The following is a 21,038-nucleotide window of genomic DNA, read 5'->3' as shown; positions in this document are numbered from 1 at the left end:
CCTTCAGCTCCTCAGACCAGCGGACGCGGGTTCGACAGGTACTGCGTGCGGATCGCATGCACCGTGTGATAGGCCAGACCGCCGACGAGGCCCGTCGGGTTGTACTGGGTGTTCTGCACGAAGTTGCCCGCGCCCATGGCGAAGACGTTGTGCTTGTCCCAGGCCTGGCTGAACTTGTTCACCGCGCCGGTGGTCGGGCTGTCGGACATGATGTGCCCGCCGGTGTTGTGCGTCGTCTGGTAGGGCCGCACGTCGTATTGCGCGCCCACGTCCTTGAAGCCGATGTCGGTGATGTTGGCGCCCATGGTCTTGGCCAGTTCCTCGGCCTTCCGCTTCTGGAACTGGTTCATCCGAAGGTCGTTCGGGTTCCAGTTGAAGGTCATGCGCATCAGCGGACGGCCGTGCGGATCCGTGTAGGTCGGATCGAGGTCGAGGTGGTTCGTCTTGTAGGACATGTGCGAACCATGCGTGCCGATCGACATCGCGTGGCCGTACCACTCGCCGATCGCTTCCTTCCACTTGCCACCCCAGCTCGCCGTGCCCTTGGGCAGCGGCATCGAGCGGATCGGCTGGCCGTTGAAGGTGCCCGCGCGCCAGTAGGCGCCGCCGATGAAGCCTTCCTTGCCGAAGTCGATCTGGCTGATCGAGTAGTCGTCGATCGCGATGCCGTTGGCGCCGTGACCCACGAAGGGGTTGAAGTTCGCGTCCTTGAAGAACAGCGTCACGCCGCCGTTCATCTGGTAGGCGTAGTTCTTGCCCGTCACGCCCTCGCCGGTCACCGCGTTGTACGGCTGGCCGATTCCCGAGAGCAGCATCAGGTGGACGTTGTTCAGCTGGTACGAGGCCAGGATCACGATGTCCGCGGGCTGGAAGACCTCTTCCTTGGTCGCGTAGTCGTAATAGGTCACGCCGGTCGCGGTCTTGCCGTCCTGCGCCATCTCGACCCGCAGGACCTCGGCCCCGGTGCGGTAGGAGAAGTTCGGATAGGCCTTCAGCGCGTCGAGCGTGCAGGTCTGCGGCATCGACTTCGAATACTGGTAGCAGCCGTAGCGCTCGCAGAAGCCGCAGAAGTTGCACGGGCCCATCTGCATGCCGTAGGGGTTCGTGTAGGCCTGCGAGGCGATGCCGGCCGGGGCCGGGAACGGATGCAGGCCGGCGGCCTTGGCGGCCTTCTCGAACAGCGAGGCGTCATAGGTCGTGGGCAGCGCGGGCATCGGGTACTCTTCCGACCGCCAGCCCTCGAACGGGTTGCCGCCTTCCTGGATCTGACCCTTGATGTTGCCGGCCTTGCCGGAGATGCCGGCGACCTTCTCGAAGCGGGTGAAGAAGGGCTCCATCTCGTCATAGGTGACGGGATAGTCCTGCAGCACCATGTCGTCCGGGATGATCTGCTCGCCCCAGTTGTCGCGGACATAGGAGCGCAGGCTCAGCTCCTGCTCCTGCGGGCGCCAGTTCAGGCCGTTCCAGTGGGTGCCGGCGCCGCCGACGCCGTTGCCGGGCAGGAACGAGCCCAGCGAGCGGTAGGGCAGCGCGGTTTCCGCCTCGTTGCGGCGGACCGTGACGGTCTGCATGCGCGGATGCTGGAAGTTCTTCAGACGGACGCCGTATTTCAGCTCGTCGATCTGGTTGGGATACTGGAAGTTCGGCACGACCGACTGGTCATGGCCGCGCTCGAGCGCGACGATCTCGAGGCCTTCCTGCGCCAGTTCGATCCCTGCGATCGAGCCGGTCCAGCCGAGGCCGACGATGACGACGTCCTTTTTCTTTTCCTGACGTGCCATGGATCAGGCCCTCTCGCCTTTGATGGAGACCGGACCGAGCGGATACTTGATGTTGTGCCGCGTCGGCCATTCCCGGAAGGCGGCGCGGGCGCCGGGGAAGCCGATGTAGACCCAGGAGGCCATGCCGTGGTTGCCGCCGTACATCGGGTCGGCAAAGTAGCCTTCCTTGGTGTTGGCGAGCAGGGTGGTGAAGAAGATCGTGACGTCGGGCGGCAGGGTGACCTCGCCCTTCTGCAGCGCGGTCAGCGTCGCGTCCTGCTTGTCGGCCTCGAGCTCGGCGAAGATCGCGCCGTGGGTGGTCCGGCACCAGTCGTCGACCAGCGGGATCGCCTTGCGATAGACCTCGGCCGGGTTCAGCGGCGTCTGCCAGCCGCGGTCGGCGGCAACGGTCGGATCGTGCGGACCGGCCATGTACCAGTCTTCGGCGGTGCCATAGTCACCGGCCAGCTGCAGGTCGATGAAGACCGGGACGCGCGCCTCGAGGGCGCCCGGGCCGTCGCCTTCCGACGGGATCAGCCGCGCGGTCGCGGCCATCACGAACGCCCATTCGACGGCGTTCAGATATTCGGGTTTGTATTCGTCCAGCGGGACCGCGGCTGCGGTCTCTTTCGCTTTCGCCTGTGCCGCAACCCCGACGAGGGCGACCGTAGCCGCCGATGCCTTGAGGAAGTTGCGACGGCTTGGAATACCGGGGAGATCGGTCATGTCCATTCCTGCCGTTTGGTGGGATGCCAATAAAAATATCTGGCAGTATGCCGTAGACCTCCCCTGCGGCAAAGTGAAGCCGTATTCGTATATCGACCGTATTCAGACGCATGCCGAACGTCGGAAGGTCTTCAAATACTTAGGGATTGCATGTGTTCTTTCTGCGGTGTTCCGGGCCCGGCAGGCGGGCGCAAGCACTGCGCCACAGGCAAAACGTCGCATTCGACGCCCCCTCCACCCGCCGCCGCCGCCCGCCGAGTCTGTGACCCGGCGGCCACGTCCGCACGAAGTTTGCCGCATCCGCCGCGGGGGGCTGGCGCGCAATGCAAAGGGGGCGCGGCCGGTCGGCCACGCCCCCTTCCTGCGATCGCTTCCGCCTCAGCCGAGGTAGTCGGCCTCGGACACCGGGTCGGCCCAGTCCGCGGTGCGGCCGTCCTCGGCCTCCTGCATCGCCAGATGCGCCATGGCGGTCGTCGGGCCGGCGCCGTGCCAGTGCCGCTCGCCGGGGGCGAACCAGACGGTGTCGCCGGCGCGGATCACCTCGACCGGGCCGCCGGCGCGCTGGCAGCGGCCCGTGCCCTGCGTGACATGGATCGTCTGGCCCAGCGGATGCGTGTGCCAATGGGTCCGCGCGCCGGGCTCGAAGGTCACCAGCAGCGCGCGCAGCCGTGCGGGGGCGGGCGCCTCGATCACCGGGTCCTGACGGACCCGGCCGGTGAAGTAGCTTTCGGGCGCCGCGGCCGAGGGCCGGTCGCCGGCGCGGAAGATCTCCATCCGCTCAGCCCGGGTGCTTGGCGAAGCGCAGGTAGGGCAGCTTGATGTCGAGCGCGCCGTATTTCGCCTCGGCATCCGCGGTCGGGACCGAAAGCGCGACGATGACGTCCTGCCCGGGCACCCAGTTCGCGGGGGTGGCGAAAGGCACGCCGTCGGTCGCCCGCACCGCGTCGAGCGCGCGCAGGATTTCCGCGAAGTTGCGGCCGACCGACATCGGGTAGGTCATCGTCAGGCGCACCTTCTTGTCGGGCCCGATGATGTAGACGGTGCGCACGGTGGCGGTATGGGCCGGGGTGCGGCCCTCGGTGGGGGTGTAGTAGTCGGCCGGCAGCATGTCGAAGGCCTTCGACACGGCCAGCGTGCTGTCGTCGATGATCGGGAAGTTGGCGGGGGCGCCGGCGAAGGTCTCGATGTCGCGCTTCCACTTCACGTGGTCCTCGACCGAATCGACCGAAACGCCCAGCACCTTGGTGCCGCGCTTCTCGAATTCCGGGGCCAGCTGGGCCACGGCGCCGAATTCGGTGGTGCAGACGGGCGTGAAGTCGCGCGGATGCGAGAAGAGGATCGCATAGCCGTCGCCGATCCAGTCGTGGAACTTGATCGTGCCTTCCGTCGACTCGGCGGTGAAGTCGGGGGTCACGTCGTTGATGCGCAGGCCCATGGGGAACTCCCTCCAGTAAATACCCGAGACCCGACATAACCCCCTGACGCGACGGTTTCATCCCCCCTGTGCGGGGCGCGCGGAAAAGAGGACCGGTTTCCGTCAGGCGCGACGGATCGCGAAGGCGGTTGCCGCCCGGCGCCCGGCGCTAGACGATGGTTCCCGCGCCGATCCGGGCGAGGAAGTCGAGCGCGCTGCGGTCCTCGATCTCGCCGGCCTCGATGTTTTCGACCTTGCGCATCACCCGGCGCAGGTGGTCGGCGTCCGGCGTGGTCAGGTTCGGGCCGCGGGCGATCTTGGCGCGCAGCTCGGCATCCGATCGGGTGTAGTAATGATTGAGCTGGATCCGATCGGCGGAATAGAACGCTTGCGCCTCGCGCCCCTGTGCGCTGGTGCGCTGGCCGCGGTCGTTGATGCTGTCCGCGCGGCCGTCGGTCTCGATCGAATGCACCTTCATCGCGGTCACCCGGCAGGGGTCGACGATCATCTTGAAGTTCCTGAGGCCCTTCGCGTCGCTCATCGGGTCGGGGTTGCGGCGGGTGTAGTTCGCCAGCACCCCGCCCGCGGGCATCGCCTGATGCCCGTTGCGCCCGAACATGTGCCAGGGCAGCGAGATGTTGGCCTCTGCCTCAAGCCCCTCGAGCGCCTCGGGCAGCGAGGCGGCGGCGACCGGCACCAGGAATTCGTCGACGTCGATGAAGGTCATCCAGCGGTAGCGGGCGCCGAAATTGCGCACCGCATGGGCATAGGCCAGAACCTGGTTGTGGATCTCTGCGCCGGAGCGGGCATCGGTCAGCTTCTGGTCCCAGGGGATCACCGTCGCCATGCCCGGCACGGCCGCGTGCAGCGCGGCGAGCGTGCCGTCGGTGCAGCCGTTGTCATAGACATGGAAGGCCCGCACCCCGGCCAGCGCATGGAAGCGCGCCCATTCGGCGATGTGGGTTTCCTCGTTGCGCACGATCAGCACCACCGCCAGCCCGTGGCGGTCGGCTGCGGGGCGGGGCGGGGTCAGCCCCAGGCGGGTGATGTGTCGCGCGCGGCGGAAGAGCCTGAACATGGCCGCAGCCATAGCAGCCCCGTGGCCCGCCCGCAAAGGTCCCCCCCCGCAAACGCTCGCCGAAGCGCGCCGCCGGAATGCCGTGATGGGCGGTTTGCGGCATCGGGCCGTCGCGGAAGGCCTTGCGGGGGGCGACAGGGCGCCTAGGCTTCGGCCGAAGCCAGGAGGTGCCCCATGATCGAGAAACGCGACTTCTACATCGACGGCCGCTGGGTGGCTGCGCAGCAGGGGCAGGACTGCCTCGTGATCGACCCCTCGACCGAGGAACCCTGCGCGGTGATCGCGCTTGGCGGCACCGCCGACACCGAGGCCGCGGTCGCCGCCGCCAAGGCCGCGCTGCCCGGCTGGCGCGCGACCCCGCCGGCCGAGCGGCTGGCCTTCGTCGAGCGGATCCTCGAGATCTACAAGCGCCGCGCGCCCGAGATGGGGGCGGCGATCAGTCTCGAGATGGGCGCGCCGATCGACATGGCGGTGGACGACCAGGCCGCCGCGGGCACCTGGCACATCGAGAATTTCATCGAGGCCGCGAAGCATTTCGACTGGTTGAAACCCTTGGGGCCGCAGGCCCCCGGCACGATGATCGCGCAGGAGCCGGTAGGGGTGGTGGCGCTGATCACGCCCTGGAACTGGCCGATGAACCAGGTCACGCTGAAGGCGATCCCGGCGATGATCGCGGGCTGCACGATGGTGCTGAAGCCTTCGGAGGTGGCGCCGCTCTCGTCGCTGCTGTTCGCCGAGATCGTGGACGAGGCCGGCCTGCCGCCCGGCGTCTTCAACCTGGTGAACGGAGACGGGGCGGGCGTGGGCTCGCAACTCTCCAGCCACCCGGACGTGGCGATGGTCAGCTTCACCGGCTCGACCCGCGCGGGCATCGCGATCACCAAGGCCGCGGCCGACACGCTGAAGAAGGTGGCGCTGGAACTGGGCGGCAAGGGCGCGAACCTGATCTTCGCCGATGCCGACGAGGCGGCGGTGAAGCGGGGCGTCACGCATTGCCTCTACAACTCCGGGCAATCCTGCAACGCGCCGACCCGGATGCTGGTCGAGCGCCCGGTCTATGACCGCGCCGTCGAGATCGCGCGCGAGGTGGCCGAGGCGACCCGCGTCGCGCCCGCCTCCGAGCCCGGGGCGCATATCGGCCCGGTGGTGTCCGAGGTGCAGTACGGCAAGATCCAGGCCCTGATCGAGAAAGGCATAGCCGAGGGCGCGCGGCTTGTCGCCGGTGGCCGCGGCCGGCCCGAGGGGCTCAATCGTGGCTATTTCGTGCGCCCGACGGTCTTTGCCGACGTGGTGCCGGGGATGACGATCGAGAAGGAAGAGATCTTCGGCCCGGTGCTGTCGATCATTCCCTTCGAGACCGAGGCCGAGGCGCTGTCGATCGCCAATGACACGGTCTACGGGCTCACGAACTACGTTCAGACGCAGGACGGGGCGCGGCGCAACCGGCTGGCGCGGGCACTGAACGCGGGCATGGTCGAGACCAACGGCAAGTCGCGCGGGCGCGGCGCGTTCTTCGGCGGCGTCGGCGCCTCGGGCCGCGCGCGCGAGGGCGGGCACTGGGGGATCGAGGAGTTCTGCGACTCGAAGGCGATCTCGGGCTGGGCGGCCGAGTGACGGTGTCCGGGGTCGGGGCCGATCGCTTCGCCGCGATCGCCGACATCCACGGCAATGCCGACGCGCTGGCGGCGGTGCTGGCCGACATGGAGGCGCAGGGCGTCGCGGCCTCGGTCAACCTTGGCGACTGCCTGGGCGGGCCGCTGTGGAACGCGCGGACGGTCGGGATGCTGCGGGCGCGGCCGATGCCCACGGTGCGCGGCAACCACGACCGCTGCATCGTGGCGCCCCCCGGCGGGCGCCACAGCCGCTGGGACGCCTGGGCGGCAGAGGAACTCGACGCCGGGGCGTTGGGCTGGCTGGCGGCGCTGCCGGCGGTGCTTGATCTGGGGGACGTGTTCCTGTGCCACGCGACGCCCGCCTGCGACCTGACCTACTGGCTGCACGAGGCCGGGCTCGGGCGGATGATCCCGCGCCCGCTGTCGGTCATCGAGGCGCTGACCGGGACGACGGACGCAGGCCTGATCCTGTGCGGGCACACTCATCAGCAGGCGGCGGTGACGCTGCCGGACGGGCGGATGGTGGTGAACCCCGGCTCGGTCGGCAGCCCCGCCTACGAGGATGATGTGCCAGAGCCGCATGTCTCCGAGGCCGGCAGCCCGCATGCGCGCTATGCGATCCTGACCCGCAGCGGGCAGGGCTGGTCGGTCGCGTTCCGCCTGATCCCCTACGATGCCACCGCCGCGGTCGCCCGCGCCCGCGCACGCGGCGCGGACGACTGGGTCCGTTCCCTGACCCTTGGCCGCGTCTAGCTTTCGCATTGGCCCAAATATCCCGGGGGGCCCGCAGGGCGGGGGCAGCGCCCCCTCCGACGCCGGATCAGAGCGGGTTGATCAGAACGGACCGATCAGAACGGACTGGTCAGAACGGACTGGTCAGAATGGGCAGGGCGCCGAGAAGCTCTGCATCCGGCCGCTGTCCGGGTGACGGAAGCCCAGCGTTTCGGCATGCAGCATCAGTCGCGGGAAGGCGCGCGCCGGGCCCTCGGCGTAAAGCGGATCGCCAAGGATCGGGTGCCCGGTCTCCATCATATGGACGCGCAGCTGGTGGCTGCGCCCGGTCTTCGGGTAGAGCCGCACGCGGGTCGTGCCGTCCTCGTCCAGCCGCACCACGCGCCAGTCGGTGACGGCGGGCTTGCCGGTCTCGTGGTTCACGTGCTGGCGCGGCCGGTTCGGCCAGTCGACGATCAGCGGCAGGTCGACAGTGCCGGTCGGCGGCGCGAGGTGCCCCCAGAGCCGTGCGACATAGACCTTCTTCGTAAGCCGCGCCTCGAACTGCTGGCCGAGGCTTTTCTGCGCCGCGGGCGTCAGTGCGAAGACGATCACCCCCGAGGTGTCGAGGTCGAGCCGGTGCACCAGCAGCGCCTCGGGGAAGGCCTTCAGCACCCGCGCCTGCAGGCTGTCGGCGCGCTCGGGCCCGCGGCCGGGCACCGACAGCAGCCCCGCGGGCTTGTCGAGCACCAGCACCGCGGCATCGCGATGCAGCACCGCAAGCGGCAGGTCGGGCGGGGCGTAGACGAAGTCCTCGGTCATGGCAGCCCTCTAGCGCGGCGCGCGCGGTCAGTCGAGCGCCAGCCGCGCGGCAAGGCCCGCGTAGATCACCGCCGAGACCCGCGTGAGCCCGGCGAGCCGCCGCGCCACGGCGCGCTGCGCAAGGCCCGCGGTCAGGCCGTAGCCCGCGGTGATCAGCGTGCCGGTCAGGGTGAAGAGCCCGCCCAGCAGCAGGATCTGCAGCGTCACCGGGCCGCGGGCGGGATCGGTGAACTGCGGCAGGAAGGCGAGGATGAAGAGCACGGGCTTGGGGTTCAGCACATTGGTCAGCGCGCCGCGGGCGAAGGCCCGCGCCACGGTCGATGCGCCGCCGGTCGCGGCGGGCGCCGCGTGGGCCTGCCAGCTTTTCCACGCGAGCCAGGCCAGGTAGGCCGCGCCCGCCCAGCGGATCGCGTCGAGCGCCCCGGGATGGGCCGCGATCAGCGCCGACAGCCCCAGCGCGGCCAGCCCGACGTGCCAGAGCCCGCCGAGCCCGACCCCGAGCCCCGCCGCAATCCCGGCGCGCGGGCCGCCCGACAGGCCGCTGGCGGTCGCGAACATCACGTCGGGGCCGGGCGTCAGGTTCATCACGATGCCGGCGGCAAGGAAGGTCAGCAGGTCGGGCAGCGGCACCAGCATCCTGTCAGGCCTCCCCGGGGTGTTGCGGCAGGCCGTCGCTCAGCCGGTGCCAGCGGCCCTGCGTTGCGGTGAAGATGTGCCGGGTCAGGCGGCCACCGGTGCGGGCGGGCAGGGCGCCGGCCTCGACCGCGGTCTCGCCGTCGCGGGCGAAGGTCATCGGGCTGCCGCAGCGGGTGCAGAAGCTGCGCATCCCGCCGCCAGGGCTGACATGGTGGGCGAGGCTGTCGGTTTTCAGCCAGTCCAGCCGGCCGGTCGCGTCGAAGCTGACGGCGTAATGGCCAGAGACGCGGGCGCATTGGCGGCAGTGGCAGGCCGTGGCCTCGCCCGCGGGGCCGTGCAGGCGGAAGCGGTTTGCCCCGCAGAGGCAGCCGCCCTCGAGCATTGGTGGCGGATCGGGGTCGGGGGGCGGCGGCGGGCCCTCGGGCGCGGCATAGTCGGCGGCGTCCTCGAGGAAGCAGGGATGCGGGGGGCCGAGATCCGGTGCGTCGTCGAGCGATCCGGCCGAGGGGCAGATCCGCGCCTCGCCGATCGGGGCCCAGAACAGGGCCGATCCGCAGAAGCGGCAGAAGCCGCGCCGCGCGTGATCGGACGAGGCATACCAGCGCAGGCCGCGGTCTTCGGTCAGGACGAAGCGCGCGAGGGGGACGGTGCCGGCGGCCGAGGACGGGCCTCCGCCGAAGCGCTGGCATTGCCGGCAATGGCAGACCGAGAGCCGGCCGAAGCTGCCCATCACCCGGTAGCGCACCGCGCCGCAGAGGCAGCCGCCGGTGAGCGTGCCGGCGGTGCGCCTGTCGTCGGGGGCCTCAGGCGGCGTCGGCGAAGACATCGGCGAGGATCGCGGCAAGGGCCGTGGCATCGGCCTCGCTGAAGGCGGCCTCGGTGTCGCTGTCGAGATCGAGCACGCCCAGCAGCGTTCCGGCGCGGTTGCGGACCGGCAGCACCAGTTCCGACCGGGTCGAGGAGGCGCAGGCGATATGGCCGGGGAACAGCTCGACATCCGGGACGATCTGCGCCGCGCCGGTGCGGGCCGCGGCGCCGCAGACCCCGCGCGAGAAGGGGATGACGAGGCAGCCGTGGCCGCCCTGATAGGGGCCGATCTTCAGAAGCTCGGGCGCGACGACGCGGTAGAAGCCGGTCCAGTCCGACAGCGGATGGGCGGCGTGCAGTTCGCAGGCGACCGTGGCCATCAGCGCGACGGTATCGGTCTCGCCATGGGTCAGGGCGGCGAGGTCGCGGGCGAGGGCGGGGTAGTCCATGGGGCGGCTCCGGAGGCTTGCGGTGCCGGCAGTCTAGCGTGGCGCCGGGGGCGGCGGAAGGGAGGGGGGCGCTGCCCCCGTCCCGTGCCGGGACTCCCCCGGGATATTTGCGCCAATGCGAAAGGGCGGGGGCGGGGAGGGGGGCGCTGCCCCCGCGCGTGCCGCGCGCCCCCCGGGATATTTCGGCAAGGTCGAAAGGGCGGGGTCAGTCGCGTTCGAGGGCGATCGCGGTGCCTTCGCCGCCGCCGATGCAGATCGCGGCGATGCCGCGTTTCGCGCCGCGCGTCTCCATCGCGTTCAGCAGCGTCACCATGATCCGCGCGCCCGAGGCCCCGATCGGATGGCCGAGCGCGCAGGCGCCGCCATTCACGTTGACCCGGTCGTGGGAGAGGCCGAGTTCCGACATGAAGGCCATCGGCACCACCGCGAAAGCCTCGTTCACCTCCCAGAGGTCGACGTCGCCGGGGGCCCAGCCGAGGCGCTCCATCAGCTTGCGCGCCGCCGGAACCGGGGCGGTGGGGAAGAGGCCGGGGGACTGCGCATGGCTGGCATGGCCGCGGATCCGGGCGCGGACCGGCAGGCCGTGGCGGCGCGCGGCCTCGGCCCCGGCAAGGACCAGCGCCGCGGCCCCGTCCGAGATCGACGAGCTGTTCGCCGCCGTCACCGTGCCGCCGTCGCGGAAGGCGGGCTTCAGGGTCGGGATCTTCTCGGGCCGGGCCGAGAGCGGCTGTTCGTCGAGCTGCACCAGCGTGTCGCCGCGCCGGGTCGAGACGGTGATCGGCACGATCTCGGCCGCGAAGGCGCCGCTGTCCTGCGCGGCGCGGGCGCGGGTCAGCGAGGCGGTGGCGTAGTCGTCCTGCTGGGCGCGGGTGAACTGGAAGGCCTCGGCACAGTCCTCGGCGAAGGTGCCCATCAGGCGGCCCTTGTCATAGGCATCCTCGAGCCCGTCGAGGAACATGTGGTCGATCACCTGCGCATGGCCGAGCCGCGCGCCGCCGCGCATCTTCGGCAGCAGGTAGGGGGCGCGGGTCATGCTTTCCATGCCGCCCGCGACGATCACCCCCGCCGTGCCCAGCGCGAGCCGGTCCCAGGCCATCATCGCGGCCTTCATCCCCGAGCCGCACATCTTGTTCACCGTGGTGGCGGGCACCGCCTCGCCCAGGCCCCCGGCGAACCCCGCCTGCCGCGCCGGGGCCTGACCCTGGCCTGCGGGCAGCACGCAGCCCATCAGCAGTTCGTCCACCAGCCGGGGATCGGCAGAGGCGGCCTTCAGCGCGGCCTCGATCGCCGCCCCGCCGAGCGCCGCGGGCTCGACCCCCGCGAAGACGCCCTGGAAACCGCCCATCGGCGTGCGGACCGCCCCCGAGATCACCACCTCTTCCATCGCGGTCTCCTTCGTCGCCTGCGTTTGTCACCGTGCCGGGGACAAGGTTACGCTTCGCTAACCCTCCGGGTCTAGGCTGCGCCCCGAGGCAGAGGCAGGCCGGTCCAGCGGGTGACGCGAAGTCATGACGTCCCGGGGCCGCCTTGGGCAGGAGCGGACGGATGAACCTGAGCACGAGGCAGGAGGGCGCGGCGCTGGTCGTGCAGGTCGCCGACCCGCGGATCGACGCGGCGGTGGCGATCCAGTTCAAGGACAGGATGCGGGCGCTGGCGGCCGGGCTGCCGTCGCCGGAACGCGTGGTGCTGGACCTGCGCGCGGTGGATTTCATCGACAGTTCGGGACTGGGGGCGATCGTCGCGGTGAAGCGGGCGCTGGACCCGGTGCCGCTGGAGCTGGCGGCGCTGACCCCGCCGGTCGAGCGGTTGTTCCAGCTGACGCGGATGGTCGAATTCTTCCACCTGCGCCGGGAGGCGGATGCCCCGGACATGGGCGCGCCCGAGGGGCGGGACACAGATGCCGGCGCGCCTGCGGGGCGCGGGCAGGTGGGGGAGGAGCCTGCTGGCCCGGTCTCGGGCGGGGCGGGCGGTAAAGGGACTGCCCGTGCCGAGACCGCTGATCGCGGGGCCGGCGATGGAGCATCCGGTGATCGGATGCCGGATGAGCGGGCATCTGATGGGCGGACGTCCGGCACGACTTGGGATGGCGATCCTGTGCCCCGCGCGGGGGGCCTGTCAGGCACCGCTGCGCCGGCCTCCGGGAGGAGATGACCGGCGCGCCCGGCTCTGCGCCGCCGCAGGCCGCGGCGGCTGGGCAGGCCCGGGCCGGGCCGATCCGGCTTTGCGCCAATGCCGATGCGCGCTCGGTCCGGCAGGTGCTGGGGCTGGTTACGCACCGGGTCTCTGGCCGCCTGTCGCATGGCGCTGCGGAAATCGCGCAGATGGTCATCGCCGAGGTGCTGAACAACATCGTCGAACACGCCTATCACGGACGGGGCGGGCCCGTGGTGCTGCGTATCCGCCAGCACGGCGGCGTGTTGGTCGTGTCGATCGCCGACCGCGGTGCGCCGTTGCCCGACAGCCTGCTGGGCCCGCAGGGCGCGCCCATGGCGCGGCTGGCCGAGGGCGGCTTCGGCTGGCCGATCATCCACCACTTCGCGCGGCGGATGTCCTATCGCCGGATCGGATGCTGGAACCGGCTGCGCTTCTGCCTGCCGCTGGAGGCGGCCGTCAGCTGAGCCAGATCTTGTGGTCGCCGGGCCCGGGCTGCGGAATTCGCCACGAACTTTCCCAAATCCGTGCATAACCGCGCCGGATTGGCGGGCGAAAACGTCCCTGTAGCTGCACAGGCTTCCCTCGGCGTCGCGGTTCAACAGCCCCCACCCAGTTCGCGACGTCGAGGACTTTCCCGTGCATAGGCCGCATCCCGGTCAGAGCAATGCTCGGCTGCCCCCCCCTTCAAACCCCCTGACGGTTCCGCTGGCCGAGGTCGGCCGCGAGAGGCTTGGTCCGCCGCATCCGTGGCGGGGCGCCAGCCGCAGTCGCGTCATGGGCAGCCGCGCGATCGCGCGACGATCGGCGCGGTCCCCCGGCACTTACCGTTCCGCCGACATGTTGCCGCCCGACTTGCGCCCGATTCCGACGCGAAAGTGATCCTGTCTCCGGTGGCCGGCGCATCAACGCCCCCACAGCGCCGGTCGCCGGGGCGGACCTCAGTTCAGCTGGAAGTGCAGGGGGTAGCGGCCGTCCTCGAAATCGCCGAACAGATCCGGCAGGTCGGGATGGTCCACAGGTTCGCCGGTCTCGTCCGGCATCAGGTTCTGCTCGGAGACGTAGGCCACGTAGTAGCTGTCGTCATTCTCGGCCAGAAGATGGTAGAAGGGCTGATCGCGCGAGGGCCGGCTGTCTTCGGGGATCGCGTCATACCATTCCTCGGTGTTCGAGAAATGTGCGTCGACGTCGAAGACCACGCCCCGGAACGGATGTTTCCGGTGCCGCAGAACCTGTCCGATATTGTACTTGGCGCGGGTTGTCTGCATCAGGTGCTCCTGAACGATTACCTAATCCTGCGCGGGCCCCGAGTCCACAGGGCCGGTGCCGCGTCGCCGCATCCCGGGCGAAACAGTGTGTGGCGGAGATCCGACAACCCCAGCGTTTGCAAGCGGAATCGGATTTTCTCGGGAAACGGATTCAGGTAGGCTCCCGGCAAAATAAAACATGCGAGGGGCTATGAGCAGACTTCTTCGCGCATCGGTATTTCTTCTGGTCGCCGCCTGCGGCGGAAACTACTCCGCGCCGTCGCGGCTGGATGATGCCTGCGCCATCGTGAACCAACGTCCGGAATACCTGAGCGCCATGCGCAGCACCGAGGCCCGCTGGGGCGTGCCGGTGGCGATCCAGATGGCGACGATCTATCAGGAATCGAAGTTCGTCGGCAATGCGCGGACCCCGCACACCTATGCGCTGGGCATCATCCCGATGGGGCGCGCGAGTTCGGCCTATGGCTATTCGCAGGCGCTGGACGGGACCTGGGACGATTACGTCGCGCAGACCGGCCGCTGGCGCGCGCGGCGCGACAACATCGCCGACGCCACCGACTTCATGGGCTGGTACATGGACCAGAGCGCGCGGGGCCTCGGGATCCCGAAGACCGATGCGCAGAACCAGTATCTTGCCTATCACGAGGGGCGCACCGGCTATGCCCGCGGCAGTCACCTGCAGAAGGGCTGGCTGATGGGCGTCTCGAACCAGGTGGCGCAGCGCGCGGTGCTTTACGACACCCAGCTGCAGTACTGCCGCGGCTGAGCCACTCGCCGACCGCAAAGGAAAACGCCGGGCCCGAGGGCCCGGCGTTCTTGTGTCGTTCAGCGCCGGGCCGCCTCGTCCGAGATCGAGAAGGTCGAGGGCGGGAAGTCGGCCTCTGTCAGCGGGCCGAGCTTCACCAGCGTGCGCCCGCCGGCCTCGTCGGTGACGATCCACTGCGCAAGACGCAGGGGCGAGGGCTCGAAATACATCGTCATCGTGCCGATCTCGGGCCGGTTCGGGTCCTGCACCGTGACGGTGGTCATACCGTTTTCCTCGCCGTGCCCCACGACCGAGCGCGAGACGCGCCAGTCGACGGTCGAGCGCAGGATCAGGTTCAGCGGTGTCTGCGACAGCGGATACTGCTCGGGCGGCTGGTTCGACTTGGCGTCGAAGATCGCGACCTGGCCCGCGCCGGCCAGCACAAGCGAGTTGTCCGGCTTGGTGTATTCGAAGCGCATCCGCCCCGGCCGCTTGATCTTGATGATCCCCTCGGAACGGGTCCCGTCAGGGTTCAACTGGCTGAAGCTGCCCTGCACCGAGTCGATCCTGTTGATGTAGTTCGACAGGGTCGCGAGCGGCACGGGCGCGGCCAGCGCCGGCAGGGCTGCAGCGAGAAGGGTCGCGAGGGCGAGGGCGGGGCCCCGAAGGGCGCGAAGCGGTGTCATGCGCCCCAAACTAGGCGCTTGGCCCTTCGGTTCCCAGCGCCCTTGCATCACGTCTGAGTGGAGGGGGAGGGGGGCGCGGATCACGGGGCTGCGTCAAAGAAGAAGGTCCGGGGGGATCCGATCCCCCCGGACCCCCCGGTTCCGGTGCCTCTGTCCCGCCGATCACTGCTCGGGGACGAGGATCTCGCGCTTGCCGACATGGTTCGAGGCCGAGACGACGCCCTGTTCTTCCATCTGTTCCACCAGCTTGGCGGCCTTGTTGTAGCCGATGCCGAGCTTGCGCTGGATGTAGGAGGTCGAGACCTTGCGGTCGCGCAGCACCACTTGCACGGCCTGGTCGTAGAGAGAGTCTTCGGCATCGGTGTTGCCGCCGAGGCCCAGCACCGCGTCGATGTCCGAGGCGCTGTCGTCATCGGGACCCTCGACCACGCCGGCGAGGTACTCGGGCGGGCCGAAGCTTTTCAGGTGGTTCACGATCTCTTCGACTTCCTCGTCGCTGACGAAGGGGCCGTGGATCCGGGTGATGCGGCTGCCGCCGGCCATGTAGAGCATGTCGCCCATGCCCAGCAGCTGTTCCGCGCCCATCTCGCCCAGGATCGTGCGGCTGTCGATCTTCGAGGTCACCTGGAACGAGATCCGGGTGGGGAAGTTCGCCTTGATCGTGCCGGTGATGACGTCGACGGAGGGCCGCTGGGTCGCCATGATCAGGTGGATCCCCGAGGCCCGCGCCATCTGCGCCAGACGCTGGATGCAGGCCTCGATCTCTTTCCCCGCGACCATCATCAGGTCGGCCATCTCGTCGACGATGACGACGATGTAGGGGATCGACTTCGGCTGGAATTCCTCGGTCTCGAAGATCGGGTCGCCGGTTTCCTCGTCGAAGCCGGTCTGCACGGTGCGCTTGAACATCTCGCCGCGGTCGAGCGCTTCCTTCACCCGGCCGTTGTAGCCGTCGATGTTGCGCACGCCCATCTTCGACATCTTGCGGTAGCGCTCTTCCATCTCGCCCACGACCCATTTGAGGGCGACGACCGCCTTCTTGGGATCGGTGACGACCGGCGAAAGCAGGTGCGGGATGCCGTCATAGACCGACAGTTCCAGCATCTTCGGGTCGATCATGATCAGCCGGCATTCGTCGGGCGTCAGCTTGTAGAGCAGCGACAGGATCATGGTGTTGATCGCGACCGACTTGCCCGAGCCGGTGGTGCCGGCGATCAGCAGGTGCGGCATCTTCGCGAGGTTCGCCACGATCGGCTCGCCGGCGATGTCCTTGCCAAGAGCCAGCGGCAGCTTGGCGTTGCCGTCACCGAAGTCGCGCGCGGCGAGGATCTCGCGCAGCACGACCTTCTCGCGCTGGGCGTTCGGCAGTTCGATCCCGATGACCGAGCGGCCCGGAACGGTCGAGACGCGCGCCGACAGCGCCGACATCGAGCGGGCGATGTCGTCGGCCAGACCGATCACCCGGCTGGCCTTCAGGCCCGGCGCGGGTTCGAGTTCATACATGGTCACGACCGGGCCCGGGCGGACCGAGACGATCTCGCCCTTCACGCCGTAGTCGTCGAGCACCGATTCCAGCATCCGCGCGTTCTCTTCCAGCGCCTCGTCCGACAGCGTGTGGCGCTGAATCGTGGCAGGGCTGGCCAGAAGCGAGAGGGGAGGGGTCTCGTAGTCATGGCCCGCCTCTTCGAAGCGCAGGCGGGGCTGGGCTTCGGCCTGGGCCTGGCGCGAGGGCGCGGCGGGCTTCTTGGCGACGTGCTGCACGACCTTCTTCGGCTCGGGCACCCGGTTGAAGGCCCGCGGTTCGCGCGCCTCGAGTGCTGCGAAGGCGGCGGCCTCTTCCTCGCTCTCTTCGGCGTCGTAGTCATACTCTTCCTGCGCCAGCGCGACCGAGGCCGGGGGCAGGGCATCCTCGCCGGGGGCGGGGGCCGCGAATTGCGCGGGGTCGAGATCGGCGTCGAAGGCCTGGATCGGATCGGCCTCGTCCCAGTCCTGTTCCGACCACTGGTCGTCCTGCCACATCGGCTCGGCGGTCAGCGGCGCATGCTCGACCGGTGGCATCGCGGCGGCGCGACGCTCGCCCAGTTGGCGGGCGGTCAGCGGCGGTTCGGCGACGCGCGGGGCAGGGGAGGGGGCCCCGCGGGGCATGAACCGCGGCTCGGCCGAGAAGGCGCGCTTGGTCTGGGCGGCAGCGGCGGCCGCCGGGGCGGCCGAGGCGGCAGCTGCAAACAGCGGCCCCGCGGCGGCGGCGGCACGGCCGAGCAGGCCCTTGGCGGGCGCGCTCACCGGCGGCTCGGCCCGGGCGGCGCGGTGCTGGGGCGCGGGCTCGGGGTCGCGGGCATGGCGGGCCTCGGCCACGAGGCGCGAGCGGTTCTGCACGGCATCGGCGATGCGGGCGCGGATCCGGTCCTCGGTCGGCTCTTCCTCGGCGTGAAGCGCGCGGGGGGCGGGGCGTTCGACCAGCTCGGGCTCGGGCTCGTAGGCGGGTTCGGGGCGGCGCATCAGGCCGGGCACGCGGGCCAGCAGGCCGCCACGGGCGGGGGTGGCGGGCGCGGGTTCGGCGTAATCCTCGAAGATGTCGTCTTCCTCGGCCTCGATGAAGCCGGTGGGCTGGGCGGCGCGGTGCACGGCGGCGGTCCGGCGGGCGGCGACCGGGGCGGCAACCTGCGCGCGGGGCGCCGGGATCCGGGCCTCGGCCTCGGCTTCCTGCTGGGCCCAGGCGCGGGCGTCGGCGGCGCGGTCGCGGGCGGCGTCGCGGCGCTCGCGGATCCGGTCGGCGGCGCCATGGGCGGTGCGCATCGACAGCGCGGCGCCGATGCCGGCCAGCTGCAGCAGGCGGCTGTAGAGCAGGATCGAGCCGATCATCAGGAAGCGGCCGATGACCTGCAGCTCAAGCTTGTCGAAGCCGGTGACGAAGGCGCCGACGCCCAGCATGCCCACGCCCACGAACAGCGACAGCACCTTCAGCCCGAAGGTCGCCTTCACCGGGGCCACGTCCAGCATCACCGCCAGCACGGTGTCGCCGAACAGCCCGCCGAGGCCGAAGCTGTGCGTCCAGTCGGGGCCGGGGATCAGGGTCGAGCAATAGACCGACATCGCGGCGATGCCGATCGGGGCGAAGATCACCCGGCCGATGGCGCGCTCTTCGCCGCGGTGCAGGATGAAGCGCGTGCCCCAGGCGAAGAGGCAGATCGCCAGACCCCAGGCGCCGTGGCCCGCGATCACATAGAGCGGCGAGGCGATGGCCGCGCCGATCCGGCCCAGAAGGTTCGAGGCCGGCGCGTCGGTGGCCGAGAGGAACGAGGGATCGTCCGGCGAATAGCTGACCAGCATCAGGGACACGAGAATGCCCAGCGCGACGAGGCCCGCGCCAAGCAGTTCCTTGCCGCGCCGTTCAAGCGCCGCCTGCATGTTCTCGTCCAGAAGCGGATCGCGTTGCCTGATGTGATAGGACGCCATTCTCTTCTCCTTAGCCATAGAGGCAGTCGCGCAGGCGGGTCAGACCGGCCTTCAGCTCTGCCTCGGGGGCGACGAGCGCCACCCTGATATACTGGTCGCCGGGATTGCCGGCCGCGGTGTCGCGGGACAGGTAGGCGCCCGGAAGCACCCTGACCCCGGTTTCGGTCCAAAGTTTGACGGCCGCCGCCTCGCCATCGGCGCAGCCCTCGGGGACCGGCAGCCACAGGAAGAAGCCGCCTTCGGGCAGCTGGAAGCCCTGGATGCCGGCGAAGACCTCTGCCGTCATCCGGAATTTCGAGGCGTAGAGCGCGAGGTTCGCGCGCACATGCTCTTCATCGTCCCAGGCGCGGCGGCTGACCGCCTGCAGGGGCAGCGGCACCGGCGCGCCCTGGTACGAGCGCAGCTGCTTCACCCGCGCCATCGCCTGCGGCCCGCCCGCGACGAAGCCCGAGCGCAGGCCCGGCAGGTTCGACCGCTTGGAAAGCGAGTTGAAGATCATCACGCGTTCGGGGTCGGTGCCGGTCGCCTGCATCACGGCCAGCGCGCCGGGGGGCGGCTCGGCCGAGTAGATCTCGGAATAGCATTCGTCGGCCAGCACGCGGAAATCGTGCTTTTCCGCCAGCGCCATCAGCCGGGCAAGGTAGTCGGCCGGCGCGATCGCGCCCTGCGGGTTCGCGGGGCTGCAGATATAGGCGGCGGTGGCGCGGTCGAGGATCTCGGGCGGCAGCGCCTCGTAATCGGGCAGGAAGCCGGTGGCGGCGGTGGCGGGCACGAAGACCGGCTCGGCCCCCGACGCGATCGCGGCCACGGCATAGACCTGGTAGAAGGGGTTCGGCATCAGCACGACCGGGGTCTTGCCGTGCTTGAGTTCGGGCGCGGTCGCGATGCAGGCGTTGAACAGCGCCTCGCGGGTGCCGTTCACGTTGCAGACCTGCGTCGCCGGGTCGATCGTCACGCCATAGCGGCGCTGCACCCAGCCCGCGATCGCGGCGCGCAGTTCGGGCGTGCCTTCGTTCGGCGGATATTTCCCGAATCCGTCCAAGGTGGCGGCGATGGTCTCGCCGACCCAGTCGGGGAAGGGATGACGCGGCTCGCCGATGGTCATGGCGATGGGATCACCGCCCGCGGGCAGGTGATCGATCAACGCCCGCAGGCGCGGAAACGCGTAATCCGGCAGGTTCGAGAACCGCTCGGGAAATGCCATGACTGCCTCTCGTCGGGGTCTGTTTCGATGCCCCGTTTTGCCGCGAGACTAGACGAGGGGCGGGCGCCGGTCCAGCGAAAGCGCCACACCGCGCGGGCGTGACGCAAGCTGTTGTGGCTTTTCAGCAAAGCGCCGCTTCTGCCGCGACGCCAAGCCGCAGCAGGCGCTCTTCCGACAGGGGGGCGCCCATCAGCGAAATCCCGGTGCCCGGCACCCCGGTCGGCAGGGTCAGCACTGCCAGCCCGAAGAGGTTCCCGATCCGGGTGTTGCGCAGCGCCAGCAGGTTTTCCGTCGCGAAATAGGCGGCGTCGTCCAGCAGCCGCCGGGCATCGGGCGGCGCGATCGGCGAGGTGGGCAGCAGCACCGCGTCATAGCCGGCCGTCGCCGCGGCATAGTCGCGCCGCAGCCGCTCGAGCTTCGCCCAGGCGCCGACGTAATCGGGCGCGCTGACCTGCGCGCCGCCCCGGAAGCGTTCCAGGATCGGGGAATACATCTTTTCGGGCGCGGCCTCGATGACGTCCTTCCACAGGCCATAGGCCTCGGTCGCGAACAGAAGCGGCGACAGCGCCAGCGCCTCGGCGGTGCAGGGCAGGGCGCGCCGCTCGATCACCGCGCCGGCAGCTTCCAATGCCGCGACCGCCCGTTCGAAGCCCTTGGCGGGGGCCTCGCGGATGTCCTCGAAGGGGGCGCCGTCCAGCACCAGCAGACGGGTGCCCGCAAGGCTCGCGCCGGTCAGGTCGGCGGGCTTGCCGCCTTCCAGCGCCGCCAGCATCAGCGCGCAATCCTCGACGGACCGGCAGAGCGGCCCCACGGTGTCGAACTTCGCGGCCAGCGGCACGACGCCGTCCAGCGACAGCCGGCCGGGCGTGGTCTTCAGCCCGGTCAATCCGTTCCAGGCCGAGGGCACCCGGACCGAACCGCCGGTGTCAGAGCCGACGCCCGCCGCGGCCAGCCCCAGCCCGACCGAGACCGCGGCCCCCGAGGACGAGCCTCCCGGCGCCAGCGCGGGGTCGAGCACGTTCGGCGGCGTCGCGGTCGAGGGGTTCAGCCCGAGGCCCGAAAAGGCCAGTTCGGTCATGTGCGTCTTGCCAAGGCAGACGAGCCCCTGCGCGGTGGCATTGCGCAGCACCAGCGCGTCGGTTTCGGGCACCCGGCCTTCAAGCAGTTTCGAGCCGGCCTCGGTCGCGACGCCCGCGGTGTCGAAGAGGTCCTTCCAGCTGACCGGCACCCCGTCCAGCGGGCCGCGGCGCAGCCCCGCCTTGGCCCGCGCCGCCGCGGCCCCGGCCTCGGCCAGCGCGCGCTCTTCGGTCAGGCGGGCATAGACGCGGGCGTGCTCGGGATGCGCCTTGATCGCGGCAAGGAAGGTTTCGGTCAGGGCGACCGGGTCGATCTCTTGCCGTCCGATGCCGCGGCCCAGATCCGCCGCCGTCATGGTGAGCCATTGCTGCATCGCGCCATTCCCTTCCTGCTGTCGCGGCGACGCTAGCGGCCCCGCGACGCATGGACAATCCC

The 21,038-nt window shown here is 70.2% G+C and carries 20 protein-coding genes; 5 read left to right on the top strand and 15 right to left on the bottom strand.

Translation table 11 applies throughout. The features are described from left to right. Positions 1-11 precede the first annotated feature (11 nt). The 5 genes from V8J36_RS03585 to V8J36_RS03565 form a co-directional block, all read right to left on the bottom strand. Positions 12-1,781, bottom strand: coding sequence for a GMC family oxidoreductase (locus V8J36_RS03585; protein WP_336465869.1), 1,770 nt, complete (start codon positions 1,779-1,781; stop codon positions 12-14). Between the two features lie 3 nt (positions 1,782-1,784). Next, entirely contained in the window at positions 1,785-2,486 is a 702-nt protein-coding gene (locus tag V8J36_RS03580) for a gluconate 2-dehydrogenase subunit 3 family protein (RefSeq protein WP_336465868.1), read from the bottom strand. 378 nt (positions 2,487-2,864) lie between these two features. After that, positions 2,865-3,260 (bottom strand): (R)-mandelonitrile lyase, encoded by a 396-nt coding sequence (locus tag V8J36_RS03575; RefSeq protein WP_336465867.1) that lies wholly within the window; start codon positions 3,258-3,260, stop codon positions 2,865-2,867. Positions 3,261-3,264: 4 nt separating this feature from the next. After that, a complete protein-coding gene (locus V8J36_RS03570; protein WP_336465866.1) occupies positions 3,265-3,921 on the bottom strand; it encodes a peroxiredoxin in 657 nt (218 codons plus the stop codon). A 148-nt stretch (positions 3,922-4,069) separates the two neighbouring features. After that, a complete protein-coding gene (locus V8J36_RS03565) occupies positions 4,070-4,978 on the bottom strand; it encodes a glycosyltransferase family 92 protein (protein WP_336465865.1) in 909 nt (302 codons plus the stop codon). Between the two features lie 174 nt (positions 4,979-5,152). On the opposite strand from V8J36_RS03565, the gene V8J36_RS03560 reads away from it, so the two are divergent. Both V8J36_RS03560 and V8J36_RS03555 read left to right on the top strand, forming a co-directional pair. After that, on the top strand, positions 5,153-6,592 hold the full coding sequence (locus V8J36_RS03560; protein ID WP_336465864.1) for an aldehyde dehydrogenase family protein: 1,440 nt from the start codon (positions 5,153-5,155) through the stop codon (positions 6,590-6,592). Between the two features lie 2 nt (positions 6,593-6,594). Further along, on the top strand, positions 6,595-7,344 hold the full coding sequence (locus V8J36_RS03555; RefSeq protein ID WP_336465863.1) for a metallophosphoesterase family protein: 750 nt from the start codon (positions 6,595-6,597) through the stop codon (positions 7,342-7,344). A 123-nt stretch (positions 7,345-7,467) separates the two neighbouring features. On the opposite strand, the gene V8J36_RS03550 is transcribed toward V8J36_RS03555, so the two are convergent. The 5 genes from V8J36_RS03550 to V8J36_RS03530 form a co-directional block, all read right to left on the bottom strand. Further along, positions 7,468-8,124, bottom strand: coding sequence for a pseudouridine synthase (locus V8J36_RS03550; RefSeq protein WP_336465862.1), 657 nt, complete (start codon positions 8,122-8,124; stop codon positions 7,468-7,470). Positions 8,125-8,151: 27 nt separating this feature from the next. Continuing rightward, positions 8,152-8,760 (bottom strand): LysE family translocator, encoded by a 609-nt coding sequence (locus V8J36_RS03545; protein WP_336465861.1) that lies wholly within the window; start codon positions 8,758-8,760, stop codon positions 8,152-8,154. Between the two features lie 4 nt (positions 8,761-8,764). Further along, entirely contained in the window at positions 8,765-9,586 is an 822-nt protein-coding gene (locus V8J36_RS03540) for a GFA family protein (protein WP_336465860.1), read from the bottom strand. Next, positions 9,564-10,016, bottom strand: coding sequence for a GAF domain-containing protein (locus tag V8J36_RS03535; protein WP_336465859.1), 453 nt, complete (start codon positions 10,014-10,016; stop codon positions 9,564-9,566). The genes V8J36_RS03540 and V8J36_RS03535 overlap by 23 nt, the downstream gene beginning before the upstream one ends. 205 nt (positions 10,017-10,221) lie before the next feature. After that, a complete protein-coding gene (locus V8J36_RS03530; RefSeq protein WP_336465858.1) occupies positions 10,222-11,400 on the bottom strand; it encodes an acetyl-CoA C-acyltransferase in 1,179 nt (392 codons plus the stop codon). 161 nt (positions 11,401-11,561) lie between these two features. On the opposite strand from V8J36_RS03530, the gene V8J36_RS03525 reads away from it, so the two are divergent. Then, positions 11,562-12,167, top strand: coding sequence for an STAS domain-containing protein (locus tag V8J36_RS03525; RefSeq protein WP_336465857.1), 606 nt, complete (start codon positions 11,562-11,564; stop codon positions 12,165-12,167). Continuing rightward, a complete protein-coding gene (locus V8J36_RS03520; protein ID WP_336465856.1) occupies positions 12,164-12,634 on the top strand; it encodes an ATP-binding protein in 471 nt (156 codons plus the stop codon). The genes V8J36_RS03525 and V8J36_RS03520 overlap by 4 nt, the downstream gene beginning before the upstream one ends. 474 nt (positions 12,635-13,108) lie before the next feature. Here V8J36_RS03520 and hspQ read toward each other — a convergent pair whose 3' ends face one another. Further along, positions 13,109-13,435, bottom strand: coding sequence for a heat shock protein HspQ (gene hspQ, locus V8J36_RS03515; RefSeq protein WP_336465855.1), 327 nt, complete (start codon positions 13,433-13,435; stop codon positions 13,109-13,111). 190 nt (positions 13,436-13,625) lie between these two features. Here hspQ and V8J36_RS03510 point away from each other — a divergent pair, with 190 nt between their 5' ends. Continuing rightward, positions 13,626-14,201: a transglycosylase SLT domain-containing protein gene (locus V8J36_RS03510; protein ID WP_336465854.1), complete on the top strand. Its 576-nt coding sequence runs from the start codon at positions 13,626-13,628 to the stop codon at positions 14,199-14,201. Between the two features lie 59 nt (positions 14,202-14,260). On the opposite strand, the gene V8J36_RS03505 is transcribed toward V8J36_RS03510, so the two are convergent. The 4 genes from V8J36_RS03505 to V8J36_RS03490 form a co-directional block, all read right to left on the bottom strand. Continuing rightward, a complete protein-coding gene (locus V8J36_RS03505; protein ID WP_336465853.1) occupies positions 14,261-14,866 on the bottom strand; it encodes a LolA family protein in 606 nt (201 codons plus the stop codon). A 162-nt stretch (positions 14,867-15,028) separates the two neighbouring features. Next, a complete protein-coding gene (locus tag V8J36_RS03500; RefSeq protein ID WP_336465852.1) occupies positions 15,029-18,322 on the bottom strand; it encodes a DNA translocase FtsK in 3,294 nt (1,097 codons plus the stop codon). 10 nt (positions 18,323-18,332) lie between these two features. Next, positions 18,333-19,526: an aminotransferase class I/II-fold pyridoxal phosphate-dependent enzyme gene (locus V8J36_RS03495; protein ID WP_336465851.1), complete on the bottom strand. Its 1,194-nt coding sequence runs from the start codon at positions 19,524-19,526 to the stop codon at positions 18,333-18,335. 121 nt (positions 19,527-19,647) lie between these two features. Further along, positions 19,648-20,976, bottom strand: a complete 1,329-nt coding sequence (locus V8J36_RS03490) for an amidase (RefSeq protein WP_336465850.1) — start codon at positions 20,974-20,976, stop codon at positions 19,648-19,650. Between the last annotated feature and the right edge of the window lie 62 nt (positions 20,977-21,038).

This window comes from Frigidibacter sp. MR17.14, from assembly GCF_037095735.1.
Classification (GTDB): Bacteria; Pseudomonadota; Alphaproteobacteria; order Rhodobacterales; family Rhodobacteraceae; genus Frigidibacter.
Note: the sequence above shows the minus strand (reverse complement) of the source record. Positions and strands in the feature narration are given on the sequence as shown.